Here is a 15141-nt window from a genome sequence, read left to right as displayed (position 1 = left end):
CGCGGATTGTCAGCGCGGTTCGTCAGCGCCGATCCAAGGCGATCCAGACCACGCCATGGCCGGGCACGGTGGCCTTGACCACGCGATCGGAGCCCTCGCCCTCGATGCGCACGTCGGAGCCAGCCTCCGCCACGCCGCCATCGCCCCACAGATCAGTGAGCGTCCACGGCTCGTTGCGCGCGTCGATCCCGACCACGCTTTGCAGCGCCAGCTCGCACTCGCGCGGCTCGTCGCCGGTCCAGAACAGGGCCGCGTAATGGCCGCCGGCATGCGCGGATGCGGTGCCATCGGCCCAGTCGGCGGCATCGGCCTTCCACACGATGTAATCGCCCAGATAGCTGGCATCGTCCGACCAGTGGCGGTTGATCCGCTCGCGCACGATCTCCCCGTTGTTCGCGCTGCCCGCGGTGACCTCGCGCAGGGCGGGATTGGCGAGGAGCTTCAGGGTCTCGGGCGTACTGGTCGGCAGATCGCCGCCAACCATGAGCGGGGAGCGGCCCATGGCCCACAGTGCGAGGATCGTGCGCTGCTCGTCGGCGGTGAGCTTGCTCTGGCGGTCGTCGCCGCGCTCGGCCCGCAGGCCAATGTGCCCCAGCGGAAGCATGTCGGCGTCGGCCCAGTGGCCGTTGGTCTGCAACGGGGCCCAGCGGGCGAGGCGGGCGAACTGGGCGTAGATGTCCAGCCACTTGTCCCACAGATCGTCGGAGATGCGCCACAGCTCGGCATTGTTGCGCAGGAAGTCCACGTGCGTAGTGGCAACCCATCCGCCGGGAGACAGGGACAGGACCATGGGATGGCCGTACTTGCGCTCGGCCTTCTCGATGGCCAGATGGTAGGCATGGATCTCCTCGGAGTAGAACGGCGTCTGCATGTCGTCCACCTTGAGGTAGTCGACGCCCCACTGCGCGAACTGGTCGAGCTGGGCGTCGTACCAAGCCTGCGCGCCCGGGTGGGACTGGTTGAGACCGTAATTGTCCGGGTTCCAGCGGCACACGTGATCCAGATCGGCCACCTGCTTGGCGGTGTACTCGGTGCCGTACACCGGCAGATCCTTGTCGACGGCGATGCGCGGGATGCCGCGCATCACGTGGATGCCGAACTTGAGGCCAAGCTCGTGGACCTTCTCGGCGAGGGGGCCGAAGCCCTTGCCTCCGGCCGCGGAGGGAAACCGGACCGGGTCGGGCAGCTGGCGGCCGTACTCGTCGAGCACCAGCGGGGCGTTCGCGTTGTAGCCGTGGGCGCGGGCGGTTGGATCGTACCAGGCGATATCCACCACAAGCGTGTCCCAGCCGGCCGGCTTGAGCTCGGCGGCCATGGTGCGCGCATTGGCGAGGACCTCGTCCTCGGTGACGGTGGTGCCGTAGGAATCCCAGCTGTTCCAGCCCATGGGCGGGCGCCATGCCTTGGGGGCTGCGGTATTGGCGGAAGTGGTCATTGCGTTCCTCCGTGAACGAAGATCAAGCCGAACACCAGCCTGATCCTGAATTAAAGCCTATTGCACTGAATGGCGACATCCAATGGTTGAATCGTTACAACTATCAACGCTCTTTAGTTTAACGTTGTACTTTCCAAGACACGCCGGCCGCGCGATGACCAACGTCATGTACTTGACGAGTTGTGCATGACCAAGGACGCCGTGGCCGTATACAACCCGCGGATTTTCGGCGGAATAACGCCATGGACGTCGCGGATGCGGCCGTTCCGGCATGCATAACTCGGAAATGTCAATCGGGATTGGCGCCATCGGACCCCTCACACACAATCCGGCACGTAATCCGAGCCACCACGGGCCATGCAGTACGTAGAAAAACCGGCGCAGACCAACCCCAGCATCCCGCATGACGCCGAAGCGCCTCCCAAACGTACCGCATTCCGTCATATTTTCGGCATACTTTCGATTCGTGTGGCGGTTTTCCACGTTCCACCCATATAAGCCACCCATATAAGCCACCGTCATTTCGGCAGAATGACGCGCCGATATCCGGCATCGCCACGAAAAACCACCACACGAATCGAAAATATCCGGCCGCGTCCCTGCCGCACCCGTGCGTGCGGCTATGAAATCCGCTACTTGACCTTCTTGATCATGAAGAACAGGCACGCGCCCATGAGCGAGATCAGGAAGGACGCCGGGAACACCGCGCGGTACGTGCCGAACAGCGTGATGATGCCGCCGGCGATGGCCGTGCCAATGATCTGGGACAGCGTGTTCGCGAAGTTGATGATGCCCAGATCCTTGCCGGCGGTGTCCTTGTTCGGCAGCACGGCCAGATTCAGCGCGCCGTCGATCGAGTTGTACACGCCATTGGCGATGCCGGAGATGATGCCGAACACATACATGGCCCAGGCATACGGGAAGAAGTACGGGAAGACCGCGGCGACGCCGATGAAGATCACGGAGATGGCCACAGGCGCCTTAAGCCGGCCGAACTTGTCCGCGAGTGGGCCGGCGATCACACCGAACACGATGCCCGTGACCAGCGAGATGGAGGTCATGGTGGACACGGCGAGCTTGGTGGAGTTGAGGTCGAGGTGGATGTAGTCGGTGAAGATGTACAGCTGGTACAGGCCCACGCAGGTGCCGCCCACCACCATGAGCAGCTTGCCGGCGAGCGCCAGATAGTAGTCGCGGGCGCCGTGCATGGGCAGGAAGAAGTGACTCAGCAGCGAATTCGGATCGATCTGCATGCGCGGTTCATCGAGGTTGGACTTCTCGTTCATCAGGATCACATGCGCCAGGCCAAGCACCAGCGAGATTCCGGCGAGCAGGTACATGCCGGCCTGGGGATTGCCCAGGAACTGGGAGGCGATGATCGTGATGACCTGGCAGCAGGTCCAGCCCACGCCCCAGCACATGGAGGCGGTGCCGCGCCAGCGGGGCGCGATGCGGTCGGACTGCTGGGCCACCATGGAGGCCGCGACGGCGTTCTCCGCCACCGCGACGCACACCCAGCCGGCGATGATCATGGGGATCGTGGCGGCATTGGCGATGAAGACGAACAGCAGCGCCTGGATGACCAGTCCGCCGACGATGTACGGCTTGCGCTTGCCCCAACGGGTGCGCGTCACGTCGGACAGCGCACCGAACACGAAGTTGGCAATCAGGCCCGCGAGCGAGACGAACGACGACAGCAGCGCGACCGCGGCGACCTTGCCCGCCGGGTCGATGTTGCTGAAGATCTGCGGCGTCAGGACGTTGCGGCCGGCACCCACCGGACCCATCCACGTCAACGGGCCCAGAAACAAGCCGGCGCACAGAACGTAGGGCAGCTTCGGCTGCTGTTCGTTGGTCACGCTGGACGACGGTTCCGTCTGCGGGGAAACCGGTTCCGCGGACTTCGAAGCGGACCGCGCATCCGCAGCTGCGGGCATGGTTTGAGTGCTCATTGCTCTTCCTCCTTGGTTAACGTTAACCCAACGGGGAAGATTAGCACTGCGCCAAGTTCGACGCGGACGAAAACGTCACAACTTGGGCTCCACGGATGCAGAATGTGAATTGTTTCACATCCAGCGGAGACAAATGCCGGCAACAGCCAGCCACCGCCGACAACTCGATTGCGCGTTTCGTGACTCGCAAGATGACCACACCCGATTTGTAGCGCTATAATTATAGCGCTACAATTGCGGCGAAATCTGCAAGCTTGGCACCAACCACACCGCCTGCACAAGACACCCGCACCAACCAGAGCACCCCAAGGAGCCCCAATGACCAAGCAATCCACCCAACCCTCACAGAACAACCACCCGGGGCAGTCCGAAACCGCCGCGCCCACCGTCAAGCCCGCCTCAGAGCACGCCGCTAAACCCGCCCTCGCCGACGTGAGCGTCGAGAACGCCGGCGCCGCCAACGGGCCGGCACCCGCCACCAACGAAGCCATCGCCGCCCAGATCTTCCACGTTGATCCGAACGGCACGGCCATCGAATGGACCGGCGACGGCGAATACGTGCGCGTCGAGGCATGGGGCCCCAACAGCGTGCGCGTGCGCTCCCGCTTGATGCAGCGCCCGCTGGACACCGACTGGGCACTGCTGCCTCCCGCCGAAATCGCCGCGAACGCCGCCAACGGCACCAACACCGCTAACAGCACCGTCCGCACCGCCGAGCCGCCCCGGCCCAGCATCGCCGTCGATCCCAATGCCATGACCGCCACCCTCACCAACGGGGACATCACCGCGCGTCTTGAGGTTTTCGGATGGAACAAGGACCACATGCGCATCACCTTCCTCAACAAGGACGGCAAGGTCCTGCTACGCGAAGCGCCCGGCGGCGGCGCACTGCGTCTGCGAGCGCGCAACCACAGGCCCCTGCCCTCCGGCGGCGAAGCCCCGATCGCCAGCTTCGAGCCCCCGGCCGGCGAACACCTGTACGGCATGGGCGAATACCAGCAGCAGGTGCTGGACCTCAAGGGCTCCACGCTCGAGCTCGCCCACCGCAACTCGCAGGTCTCCGTCCCCTTCGTCATCTCCTCGGCCGGCTACGGCTTCCTGTGGCACAACCCGTCCGTGGGCCATGCCACGTTCGCCGCGAACCGCACCGAATGGCAGGCCGATTTCAGCGACCAGATCGATTATTGGATCACCGCCGGCAGCACCCCCGCGCAGATCGAACGCCAGTACGCGGACGCGACCGGCCACGCGCCCGTCATGCCCGAATGGGGCCTGGGCTTCTGGCAGTGCAAGCTGCGCTATTGGAACCAGGAGCAGCTGCTCGAAGTGGCGCGCGGCTTCAAGGAGCGCAACATCCCGATCGACGTGATCGTGATCGACTTCTTCCATTGGCCGCTCATGGGCGACTTCCGCTTCGACAAGGAGTTCTGGCCCGACGTGAAGGCCATGACGGCCGAACTGCACGAGATGGGCATCAGGCTCATGGTCTCCGTATGGCCGCAGATCGATCTCAAGTCGGAGAACTACGACGAGATGAAGCGCCGCAACTTCCTCGCCAAGACCCGCACCGGCAAGGACGTGGGCATGTGGTGGCCACGCGACAGCCAGTTCTTCGACGCCACCAACCCCGAGGCCCGCGCATGGGTGTGGGGGAAGATCAAGCGCAACTACACCGACCAGGGCGTGGACGCCTTCTGGCTGGACGAGGCCGAACCAGAGTGGGGCGGCGACTACGACTACGCGCACTACCTGTTCCACATCGGCCCGGTGGGCAAGGTGGGCAACGTGTACCCGTCCCTGTACAACAAGACGTTCTACGACGGCCAGCTGTCGATCGGCCGCAAGGACAACACCGTCAACCTTTCGCGCGCCGCATGGGCCGGCTCCCAGCGCTACGGCACGCTGGTGTGGAGCGGCGACGTGCACTCCACCTTCAACGACCTCAAGGCGCAGATCACCTGCGCGATCCACATGGGCGCGGCCGGCATCCCCTGGTTCACCACGGACATGGGCGGCTTCGCGGGCGGCAACATCACCACCCCGGAGTTCAAGGAGCTGTTCGTGCGCTGGTGCCAGTTCGCCTGCTTCTGCCCGGTGATGCGCAACCACGGCGACCGAGGCCCAAACCCGCAGCAGATCAAGGACCGGCGCGGCAACGAGTACACCCATGTGCATACCGGCGACAGCAACGAGCCATGGAGCTTCGGCAAGGACGTGGAGCGCGCGATGGTCAAGTACATCCGTCTGCGCGAGACGATGCGCCCGTACACCCGTTCCCTGTTCGACCAGGCTCATGAGGACGGCCAGCCGCTGGTGCGCGGCCTGTTCTACGAATTCCCGGACGACGAGGCGGCGGCGAACGTGGCCGACGAATACCTGTTCGGTCCCGATCTGCTGGTCGCTCCGGTGGTCGAGGCGGGCGCACGTTCCCGTTCCGTGTATTTGCCCGGAAATGAATCGGTGACGTGGACGAATCTGCACGATGGAATCGCTTACAAGGGTGGCCAGACCGTCAACGTGAACGCGCCGATCGATGTGGTTCCGGTCTTCGCCCGCGATGGCCGCGATCACGGACTGGCCGGCCTGATCTGACGATCTGGGACAGACCGCAAGTACCGGCAAAGAGCCATCCGGGGCCGACCGACCGCATGACGATCGGCCCCGAATGGTTCGCCATGCATTACGATCAAGACGACACACCTATATATTGGAGGCCGCATGATCACCTTGGACGATGTGGCGCAACGCGCCGGCGTCTCGCGCATGACCGCGTCGAACGCCCTGCACGGCAAAAGCGTCGTGCGACCGGCCACCGCCGCCCGCGTGCTCGCCGCCGCCAAGGAACTCGGATACCAGCCGAATCTTGCGGCCCGGCAGTTGAGCCGCGGCCGCACGCATGTGATCGGCCTGACCTTGGCGGACATCGATCTGATCTTCCCCGCCGATCTGGCCGCGCAGGTGTCCGATCTGGCCTATGAGCGCGGATACCAGACGCTGGTCCAGCAGACCCGTTTCTCCAGCGAACACGAGCGGACCATGCTGGCGAGCGCCAGCGCGCAGGTGTGCGACGGCATGATCGTGTGCTGGCCGCGCATCGAGCCAGCCGAGATGGAGTCGATCGCTCGTGTCCGTCCGGTGGTGGCGTACGACGGGTTCGATGTGGAGGGGCGCATCGACGGCGTCTTCACGCCGTGCGAGGCGGGCGGGGAGGCGGCCATCCGCCATCTGGCGGCGCACGGGTGCAGGCGAATCATCATCCTGGGCGCACCATTCCGCCCAATGGACGCTCTGTTGGGCCGCGCGGGGGGAACTTCGGAGGCCAATTCGTCCGCCACACGCCGTCTGCTGGGCGCGGCCCGGGCCCTGGCCGATCTGGGCCTGCCATACGATGAGTCGACCGTCGTGCCCTGTGGTTGGGGACGCGAGACCGGGCACGCGCTGATGTCCCGGTTGCTGGATGGCGTTCCCCAAGGCGGCCGCCCCGATTTCGACGGCGTGTTCTGCCTCAACGATCCGATCGCGATCGGCGCGCTCAAGGCCCTGACCGACCATGGCGTGCGCGTGCCGCAGGATGTGGCCGTGATCGGCTTCGACGGCGTGCGCGACGGCCTCTACACCACGCCAGGGCTCACCAGCGTGCGCATCGACGCGCGCGAGGTGGCGAGCACGTGCCTCGATCTGCTCATCGAGCGCATCGAGGCCACGCCCAACAGAAGGACCGGCGCACGGACCGGAGCGAGGACCTCCGAAGCCCCCGCAGCCATGCCCCCACGCACCCACACCGTGGGATATGCGATCGTCCCCCGCGGCAGCGCCGAACGCTGACCGGCCCGCGTGCCGGCTGCGATTGCAACCGGCATGTGAGGAAACCTGCCGTTCACCTTGCTCATGAACTCGTTACATAGCGCTTAGCGGTTTTTTACGACCGGTCGGTAGACTTCTTTTCAGATACGCGATCGTCACTTCACAAAAGTGGCATCCGGGTAAAAAACAACACAATTGAATCGCATACACAGAAAACGAGGTCCGCACATGGCGCAGACGAAAACCATCACACCGCTGGAGCATCTGGTGAGCGTGCTGGAGCTCGGCGAGCCGTCGCAATACCGCAACCACACGTACATCAACGGCGAGAGCCTCTACTTCCCCACAGGGCGCGTGTATGGCGGTCAGGTGATCGCCCAGAGCGTCATCGCGGCCGCGAAAACCGTGCCGTCCGGCCGACTGCCCCATTCCATCCACGGCTACTTCATCTCCGCGGGGGACATCCACCAGGACGTGCTGTTCGATGTGGAGACCCTGCGCGACGGCCGTTCCTTCTCCGCACGCCGCGTGAACGCCACGCAGGCGGAAGGGGCGATCCTCACCGCCATCGCCAGCTTCCAGACCAAGGGCCAGCAGGGTGTGGAGTTCGCCGATCCGATGCCCGAAGACGTGCCGGATCCGGAGAGCCTGACCAGCGCGAAGGAGCTCATGACCCCCTTCGCGGACAAGTCCCCGTTCGCCAACTACTACGCCAAGCAGTCGCCGTTCGACATCCGCCACGTCACGTCCACGGTGATGCTGGGCTCCGACAAGACATCCTCCGCGGACCCTCAGCATCGTTCCGGCAAGCAGATGGTGTGGATGCGCACGGACGGCACGGTTGACGTCTCGCAAACCATGAACCGCGCGATTCTGGCGCTGGGATGCGATCAGATCATGATGGAGCCAATCGTGCGCCGATCCGGCCTGAGCTTCATGACGCCGGGCATCTCCTACGCCACGATCGACCACTCCATGTGGTGGTACCGCGACATCGATGTGAGCGAATGGCACCTCTACGTGCAGGACACGCCCACCGCCGCCCACGGCCGCGGACTGGCCACCGCGAAGGTCTACTCGCAGAACGGCGAGCTGGTCGCGGCCATGGCCCAGGAGGCCATGATCCGCGTGCCCAACCCGCCGAAGGAGTGAGATAGGGGGAAACTATCGCTTCGCTCAGGATGACAGAAGCCCGTTCCTCGTCATTCCTGAGCGGGACTCCCACACCGTCATCCCCGAGCGGGACTCCCACACCGTCATCCTGAGCGAAGCGAAGGATCCTTAACTTGACGCACAAATGAAGGATCCTTCGACTTCGCGCTGCGCGCTGCGCTCAGGATGACGCGGGAAAGGCTTTGCGCTCGCTCGGGATGACGTGAACTTCCGCCGCGCGCAGGATGCTGGCAACACGGCTTTCGCAATCAAGGATGACGGCAGGGGGCTATTCCCGCACCGACTCGGCGGAAGCGGAAGCCGAGGCCGGCGACGCGGCAGCCAACTTGCGCTGCCGTTCGGCCGCCTTGGCCTTGGGATGCTCCGGCCCCTCGTTCGGAGGCAGCTGGCAGAACCACTCCCCCACAATGCCCACGATCATGTCCGCGAGGCAGACCACGGCGCTCACGCCGCACTCCACCATGGCCTGGGTGTAGAAGGGGGCGTCGGCATGGCCGAGGCTCATCAACAGCTGGCCCATATACCATCCGAGCAGGGCCGCGGCGGCCAGCCCCAGCGCCTTGGACAGCACCAGCGCATACACGGACACCGCCGGGTTGATGTACTTGCGCTTGCCCTTGACCACCTGATGGACCTGATACGCCATCGCGAACACCACGACGCCCAGAATGGCCAGCACGATCGGCACGATCCAGGGCGCGCCGATCAGGCTGAATTCGCTGGACTCGCCGATCTTCACCAGCGCGGCGCCGCAGATCAGGCCCATCACGATTCCGACCGCATAATGCCACCACGGCGTGCGGCGCGCGCTCATACGCTTCCCCCAAGTATCCAGTTGGAGGAGATCATGCCCACGCGCGGCGCATCGTTCGCCATGGCGAGCAGGAAGGACACCGGCTCCTTGCCGATGTGAGCATCCTCATCCATGTCCAGCAACGGCGAAAGTATGGCCGCGCGCTGGGTGGCGGAAGGCCAGGGGATCATGAGCCCCGGATCGTCGCTGGTGACGCCCTCATAGTCCACGATGTCCAAGTCGAGCCTGTCGTCATGCGCCGATTCGATGGTCTCCAGCATGCCCAGCAACGCCTTCGGATCGAGCTTGGAGCTCACGGTGACCACCGCGGTGAAGGCGTCGGGCCCATCGAAGTTCGTGACGCTGTACAGCGGCGAGATGCCGGTGATCTCCACGCCGGGGAGGCCGTCAAGGGTCACCACGGCCTCGCGGAACATGCGTTCGGCGTCCGGCTCGGTGCTTTCCATGGAGATGATCGCCTTGCGCGGCACGGCCGGGGCGGCCGGGACGGCGGAATCGGACGGGTTCACCGCGGTCCCGTCCTCGTTCACGATCGTCACATCGGCATCGACCCCGGTCAGCAGCGCGGCGAATCCGTCCTCCCCATGCACGATCACGTCCACATGCGCGCCGGATGCGAGCCGGGCCGCAAGGGCTGCAGGCACGGTCAGCGTGACCTGTGCCCGCAGCCCACCGAGGCCGCCAAACCCACCGAGGCCGTCGCGGCCGTCATGCGCGTCATTCGTTGCGTTCGCCATCGCGCGGCTCACTCACCCGCGCCCACACCGGCCGAGCGCTTGAGATCGTCCGGGATCGGCACCGGCGGCTGGTCGGAGTCCGGGCGGCGGTCGTTGGACAGCCAGGTCTCACGCACCGGCGCCTTCTTGAGCTTGGAGAAGATGACCTCCAGCTCCTTCTCGTTCAGGGTCTCCTTGACAAGCAGCTGGCGCACGAGCTCGTCCAGCACATCGCGGTTCTCGTTGATGATGTTCCACGCCTCGGTGTGCGCGGTCTCCACCAGCTTGAGCACCTCCTCGTCGATGATCTCGGCGGTGCGGTCGGAGTACTTGCGCGGCGCCAGTCCGTCCAGACCGGCGCTCTGGTCGTCGTCGTCCGCCCACTTGATGGCGCCCAGCTTCGAGGAGAAACCGTACTCCACCACCATGGTGCGCGCGATCTTGGTGGCCTTCTCGATGTCGTTGGATGCGCCGGTGGTGGGGTCGTGGAACACGATCTCCTCCGCGGTGCGGCCGCCCATCGCGTAGGCCATCTGATCCAGCAGCTCGTTGCGCGACTGCGAGTAGCGGTCGGAGGTGGGCATCACGGCCGTGTAGCCGAGCGCGCGGCCACGCGGCAGGATGGTGACCTTGGTGACCGGATCCGTGTTGTGCAGCGCGGCGGCGACCAGCGCGTGGCCGCCCTCGTGGTACGCGGTGTTGCGCAGCTCCTCCAGGGCCATGCCCTTGGACTTGCGGCGCGGGCCGGACATCACGCGGTCGATGGCCTCGTCGATGGCGCGGTTGTCGATCAGCTGAGCGCCGGCGCGGGCGCACAGCAGGGCGGCCTCGTTGAGCACGTTGGCCAGATCGGCGCCGGTGAAGCCCGGCGTGCGCACGGCCACGGTGTGCAGATCCACATCCGGCACAAACGGCTTGCCCTTGGCGTGCACCTTGAGGATCGCCTCGCGGCCTTCCAGATCCGGGGCCGCAACGCCCACCTGACGGTCGAAACGGCCGGGGCGCAGCAGGGCCGGGTCGAGCACGTCGGGACGGTTGGTGGCGGCGATGATGATCAGGTTGGTGTCATTGTCGAAGCCGTCCATCTCCACGAGCAGCTGGTTCAGGGTCTGCTCGCGCTCGTCGTGGCCGCCGCCCATGCCGGAGCCGCGCTTGCGGCCCACGGCATCGATCTCATCGATGAAGATGATGGCCGGGGCGTTCTTCTTGGCCTCGTCGAACAGATCGCGCACGCGGGAGGCGCCCAAGCCGACGAACATCTCCACGAAGTCGGAACCGGCCATGGCGTAGAACGGCACGCCGGCCTCGCCCGCGATGGCTCGGGCGAGCAGCGTCTTGCCGGTTCCGGGGGGACCGTACAGCAACACGCCGCGCGGGATGCGGGCGCCCAGGGCCTTGTACTTGGCCGGGTCCTTGAGGAAGTCCTTGATCTCCTCCACTTCCTGCAGGGCCTCGTCCTCGCCGGCCACGTCCGCGAACTTGGTCTTGGGGGTCTGGCCTTCGAGCAGCTTGCCGTTGTTCTTCTTGCCGCCGATGCCGAACATGCCGGAGGCACCCTGCATGCGGCTCATGAGGAACCAGAACAGGCCGAAGAAGATGATGAACGGCAGGATGGATGTGAGCAGATAGCTCAGCACGCTGGTCTGCTGCATGTTGGATGTCCAGCCCTTGGACAGGTTGGCCTGCTGGATGGTCTGCGAGATCTGCTGGCCCTGCGCGAAGGTGTAGTAGAACTGCACGTCCTTGCCGTAGTTCTTCACGCGGCCGGTGTTCGGATCGGTCTTCGTGAAGTCGCTCTTGAGCTCAAGGCGCACCTTCTGCGTGTTGTCCGTGATCTGCGCGTACGTGGCCTGGCCGTTCTGGATCAGGGTCAGGCCGTCCTTGGTGTCGATGGTCTGCGTGCCGCCCATCTGGAACATGGAGAACGCGCTCATGGCGAGCAGCACCACGACCACGACCCACAGCCACGGGGACTGCCAAAACGGCTTCTTGCCATTCTGCTGGCCGTTGCCGCCCCCGCGGTTGGGGTTGGTGAACGGGTTGCCGTTATTGGGGTTGTTGGGCCCCTGGGGTCCGGGGAAACTCATGCCTCATCTCCTTGGTAGACACTCGGCTTCAAAACCGCGATGGAATCGAGGTTGCGGTAGCGCTCGTCGTAGTCCAAGCCGTAGCCGACCACGAATTCGTCCGGGATCTCGAATCCCTTGTACTTCACATCCACGTCGACCTCGCGGCGGGCCGGCTTCTCCAGCAGGGCGAAGATCTCCACGGAGGCCGCGCCGCGGCGCTTGAGTTCCTCGACCAGCCATGCCAGCGTGCGGCCGGAGTCCACAATATCCTCCGCGATGAGGATGTGCCGTCCGCGAACGTCCGTGGACAGGTCCTGCCTCACGGTGATGACGCCGCTGGACTGGGTACCCGATCCGTAGCTGGACAGGCTCATGAAGTCCATCTGCACGGGGATGCTCAGCGCCTGGGTGAAGGCGACCACGGTGTTCACCGCGCCCTTGAGCACGGCGATGACCAGCGGGTCCTTGTCCTTGTAGTCCACACTCACGCGGGCGGCGACTTCCTGGATCTTGGCTTCGATCTGTTCCTTGGAGACCAGCTCATGGTCAATATCGTCTTGTATATCAGCGATTCGCATGCCGTCTATCTTCGCACACTTCAATGACGTGACCCTTGCGGATTGCTGAACATTGACTGGGAAGAACGAGCGGCCGCTGGCCATGCCAGTCGGTGATGAGACGGTCGATGGCCTCCACGTGCACGGCGGCCACCGGGATGCCCAGCGTTCGCAGCGCGCGGACGATCACCCTGCGCCGCAGTGCCGGATGCTCATCGAGCAGACGCCGCGCGTCGATCCGCACGCGGCCGTCATCGCAGCTCAGGGCCTGTGCGGCAAGGCGATCGGCGGCTTGATCGAGGTAATCGGCATCAATCCGCGCGCTTGCGGCGCCGGCGGCGAGGGATGCGGCCGGATCGCGCCCGTAGCATCGGACCATGGCGGGCATCAGATCGTGCCGGATGCGCGATCGCAACGGGTAGGAGACGTCCAGCGGCCTGCTGGCGAGGACCGCGTCGCCGTTGGTCGGATCGTCCCACCATGCGATGTTCAGCTCCCGGCAGATCGCCGTGGTCTGCGCGCGCGTCACGTTCAGCCATGGGCGGACGAACCGGACGGGATCGTCATGCCCGCCATGCCCGTCCTTGCCACCGGATTCGCCGCGTTCCGTGACCTCGGGCATGCCCACGATCGCATCCAGTCCCCCGCTGCGCGCAAGTCCGATCATCACGGTTTCGGCCTGATCGTTCAGCGTATGGGCGAGCAGCACCATCGCCGCCCCGGTTTCGCGGGCCGCGTCGACCAGCGCGGCGTACCGGGCGTCGCGCGCGGCGGCCTCCGACCCGTCGGATGCGATCAGGCGGCGATCCACCTCCACACGCCGGACCATCACCGGATCAAGCCCGATCGCATCGCATCGTTCGGCGGCCTCGCGCGCCACGGTGGCCGACCCGTCCTGCATGCCATGGTCCACGATCACCGCGCCGAAGCGCAGCCCCAGCATGCCGCACACGATGTGCCCCACGGCCGCGAGCGCCATCGAATCGCGTCCGCCCGAACAGGCGACCAGCACCAGCGGGGCGTCGGGGTCCGGCCTGTGCTCGCCGTGCTCGGCGAACCGCGACGACTGACGGCCAAGCCCATGCCGCTCCAGGCACGCGCGCAACTCGCCGACCGCGCGGCGCAGCGAGGGCGAATACGGCATCAGAGCCTCACCAGACCGGAGACCAGCGCGTCGATGGAGGCGTTGGCCTCGTACGGATCCTGCGAATTGTTCACCACCACCGCGAAGTACAGCAGCCCGCCGCCCAGTCGGGACACATTGCCGGCCATAGAGCGCACGCCCGTGAGACTGCCGGTCTTGAGGCGCACCAGACCCTCGGCCTCGTCGCTGAACGATCGCAGCGCGGCGGTGCCCGTCAGCCCGCTCACCGGCAGACCCTCGTTGGCGGCGGCCGCGGAGGCACCGGACGTGATCATCGCGCGCTGCACCTGCACCAACGTGGTCACCTTGAGCCGGGAGCCTGGGGCGAGGCCGGAGCAATCGGCCATCGTCAGGCCGTCGAGGTTGATCCCGGCCTGTTCGAGCTGCGCGCGCACGGCTTGGGCGGCTCCGGCGGGAGAGTTCTCCGCACCGGTCTTGAGCGCCAGAAGCCGGCCGAACAGCTCGGCCTCGGTGTTGTCCGAATTGCGCAGCATATACGCCATGACCTCGCCCAGCGTGGCCGAATGCACGGTGGCGATGGGCGAAAGGTCCGCGGGTGTTTCACCGGATACGGGATCGCCGTCCACCGTCATGCCCTGTTCCGCAAGCCTTGCCGCGAAGATCCTAGCCGCATCCAGCGCGGTGGTGGTGGACAGTGTCGGGTACGAATGCTCCTCGTCCGGGTTGGACGGCCTGGTGCGCCCGGTCCAGTCGCGTCCTCCGTCCACGGCCATGGAGGAGACGTCGGTGGCGTATTGGTGCCCGCCATTGTTCTCGATGATGTTCGGCGGCGTCCGGTTGTCCCCGAACATCGAATCGTCGTATACCAGCTTCACGGCGGTGATGCCCCGGGCGCGCAAAGCGTTGGCGGTGCTTTGGGCCAGCGTACCCAACCCGGCGCGGCCGTTGACGTGGTTGGGGTCGCTGGCACCGGAGCCCAGTAGCATGTTGCCGTGCCCGGTGAGCGTGAGCGTGGCGGTTTTGGTGCCGGCGTCGTAGACGAGCCGGGTTTCGGTGTCCAACGTGGCGTCCATGTCCAGCGCCTGCGATGCGGCGAAGGCCGTGAGGGTTTTCATGGTGGAGGCCGGTTCGCGCAACGCATCCGAATTGCGATCCACCACCACATTGCCGTCGGCGTCGGCCACCAGCAGGGAGAAGTCGGCTCCCACGCCTCCCGCGGCGGAGAAGGTGTCGGCGAGCGCATTGGCGGCGCCGGCGTCGATCGGCGTCCCCTGCTCCAGCGACTGCACGAGTCCTGAGGCCGCGTACGCGGTTCGCGGGGTGGAGAAGGTGCGGACGGGGACCGGATGGATCGTCAGCGCCCCGGGGATCCGATCGTCCAGATCGGCCGCGATCGCACCGGCGCACAGGGCGAGTGTCGCCACCACGCTTGCGCCTACGACGAGCGGCCTACGGTCCTTCCTGGCGCGCCGTCTTGCCACCGGCCACCACCTCCACAGTTCGTCGCGGCCCGGCT

General features: G+C 65.6%; 11 protein-coding genes. 3 read left to right on the top strand and 8 right to left on the bottom strand.

Annotation, left to right across the window (positions count from 1 at the left end; genetic code table 11):
- Positions 1-22: 22 nt before the first annotated feature.
- Together EMO90_RS07210 and EMO90_RS07205 are read right to left on the bottom strand one after the other, a co-directional pair.
- Entirely contained in the window at positions 23-1387 is a 1365-nt protein-coding gene (locus EMO90_RS07210; RefSeq protein WP_150353661.1) for a glycoside hydrolase family 27 protein, read from the bottom strand.
- Positions 1388-2067: 680 nt separating this feature from the next.
- On the bottom strand, positions 2068-3387 hold the full coding sequence (locus EMO90_RS07205) for an MFS transporter (protein ID WP_223849694.1): 1320 nt from the start codon (positions 3385-3387) through the stop codon (positions 2068-2070).
- 318 nt (positions 3388-3705) lie between these two features.
- On the opposite strand from EMO90_RS07205, the gene EMO90_RS07200 reads away from it, so the two are divergent.
- The 3 genes from EMO90_RS07200 to EMO90_RS07190 all read left to right on the top strand — a co-directional run bounded on the left by EMO90_RS07200 (position 3706) and on the right by EMO90_RS07190 (position 8343).
- Positions 3706-5979, top strand: a complete 2274-nt coding sequence (locus EMO90_RS07200; RefSeq protein WP_150353611.1) for a glycoside hydrolase family 31 protein — start codon at positions 3706-3708, stop codon at positions 5977-5979.
- Positions 5980-6105: 126 nt separating this feature from the next.
- Positions 6106-7212 (top strand): LacI family DNA-binding transcriptional regulator, encoded by a 1107-nt coding sequence (locus EMO90_RS07195; RefSeq protein WP_150353612.1) that lies wholly within the window; start codon positions 6106-6108, stop codon positions 7210-7212.
- Positions 7213-7419: 207 nt separating this feature from the next.
- Positions 7420-8343, top strand: coding sequence for an acyl-CoA thioesterase (locus EMO90_RS07190; protein ID WP_150353613.1), 924 nt, complete (start codon positions 7420-7422; stop codon positions 8341-8343).
- Positions 8344-8632: 289 nt separating this feature from the next.
- Here EMO90_RS07190 and EMO90_RS07185 read toward each other — a convergent pair whose 3' ends face one another.
- Genes EMO90_RS07185 through EMO90_RS07160 form a run of 6 tightly spaced genes read right to left on the bottom strand, consistent with a single transcriptional unit; the run spans position 8633 to position 15052 of the window.
- Positions 8633-9178: a DUF3180 domain-containing protein gene (locus EMO90_RS07185; RefSeq protein ID WP_150353614.1), complete on the bottom strand. Its 546-nt coding sequence runs from the start codon at positions 9176-9178 to the stop codon at positions 8633-8635.
- Positions 9175-9915 carry a 2-amino-4-hydroxy-6-hydroxymethyldihydropteridine diphosphokinase gene (locus EMO90_RS07180; protein ID WP_150353615.1) on the bottom strand — a complete coding sequence of 247 codons (741 nt, stop codon included), beginning with the start codon at positions 9913-9915 and terminating at the stop codon, positions 9175-9177. The genes EMO90_RS07185 and EMO90_RS07180 overlap by 4 nt, the downstream gene beginning before the upstream one ends.
- Before the next feature lie 8 nt (positions 9916-9923).
- Positions 9924-11981, bottom strand: a complete 2058-nt coding sequence (gene ftsH, locus EMO90_RS07175; protein WP_150353616.1) for an ATP-dependent zinc metalloprotease FtsH — start codon at positions 11979-11981, stop codon at positions 9924-9926.
- Positions 11978-12541, bottom strand: coding sequence for a hypoxanthine phosphoribosyltransferase (gene hpt / locus EMO90_RS07170; protein WP_150353617.1), 564 nt, complete (start codon positions 12539-12541; stop codon positions 11978-11980). The genes ftsH and hpt overlap by 4 nt, the downstream gene beginning before the upstream one ends.
- Positions 12528-13664, bottom strand: a complete 1137-nt coding sequence (gene tilS / locus EMO90_RS07165; RefSeq protein WP_150353618.1) for a tRNA lysidine(34) synthetase TilS — start codon at positions 13662-13664, stop codon at positions 12528-12530. Before tilS ends, hpt begins: the two co-directional genes overlap by 14 nt.
- The gene (locus EMO90_RS07160) at positions 13664-15052 is read right to left on the bottom strand and encodes a D-alanyl-D-alanine carboxypeptidase/D-alanyl-D-alanine-endopeptidase (RefSeq protein WP_150353619.1); all 1389 of its coding nucleotides are present in this window, start codon (positions 15050-15052) and stop codon (positions 13664-13666) included. Before EMO90_RS07160 ends, tilS begins: the two co-directional genes overlap by 1 nt.
- Between the last annotated feature and the right edge of the window lie 89 nt (positions 15053-15141).

Origin of the sequence: Bifidobacterium vespertilionis (assembly GCF_008698145.1) — a bacterium.
Lineage (GTDB): Bacteria > Actinomycetota > Actinomycetes > Actinomycetales > Bifidobacteriaceae > Bifidobacterium > Bifidobacterium vespertilionis.
The sequence above is the reverse complement of the archived record's forward strand: the minus strand, read 5'-3'. Positions and strand labels throughout refer to the sequence as shown.

What these genes read in the sequence shown, in the direction of transcription:
- EMO90_RS07210 (WP_150353661.1), bottom strand. Translation starts at nt 1,387, where the DNA reads ATGGGCTGGAACAGCTGGGATTCCTACGGCACCACCGTCACCGAGGAC.
- EMO90_RS07205 (WP_223849694.1), bottom strand. Translation starts at nt 3,387, where the DNA reads ATGAGCACTCAAACCATGCCCGCAGCTGCGGATGCGCGGTCCGCTTCG.
- EMO90_RS07200 (WP_150353611.1), top strand. Translation starts at nt 3,706, where the DNA reads ATGACCAAGCAATCCACCCAACCCTCACAGAACAACCACCCGGGGCAG.
- EMO90_RS07195 (WP_150353612.1), top strand. Translation starts at nt 6,106, where the DNA reads ATGATCACCTTGGACGATGTGGCGCAACGCGCCGGCGTCTCGCGCATG.
- EMO90_RS07190 (WP_150353613.1), top strand. Translation starts at nt 7,420, where the DNA reads ATGGCGCAGACGAAAACCATCACACCGCTGGAGCATCTGGTGAGCGTG.
- EMO90_RS07185 (WP_150353614.1), bottom strand. Translation starts at nt 9,178, where the DNA reads ATGAGCGCGCGCCGCACGCCGTGGTGGCATTATGCGGTCGGAATCGTG.
- EMO90_RS07180 (WP_150353615.1), bottom strand. Translation starts at nt 9,915, where the DNA reads ATGGCGAACGCAACGAATGACGCGCATGACGGCCGCGACGGCCTCGGT.
- ftsH (WP_150353616.1), bottom strand. Translation starts at nt 11,981, where the DNA reads ATGAGTTTCCCCGGACCCCAGGGGCCCAACAACCCCAATAACGGCAAC.
- hpt (WP_150353617.1), bottom strand. Translation starts at nt 12,541, where the DNA reads ATGCGAATCGCTGATATACAAGACGATATTGACCATGAGCTGGTCTCC.
- tilS (WP_150353618.1), bottom strand. Translation starts at nt 13,664, where the DNA reads ATGCCGTATTCGCCCTCGCTGCGCCGCGCGGTCGGCGAGTTGCGCGCG.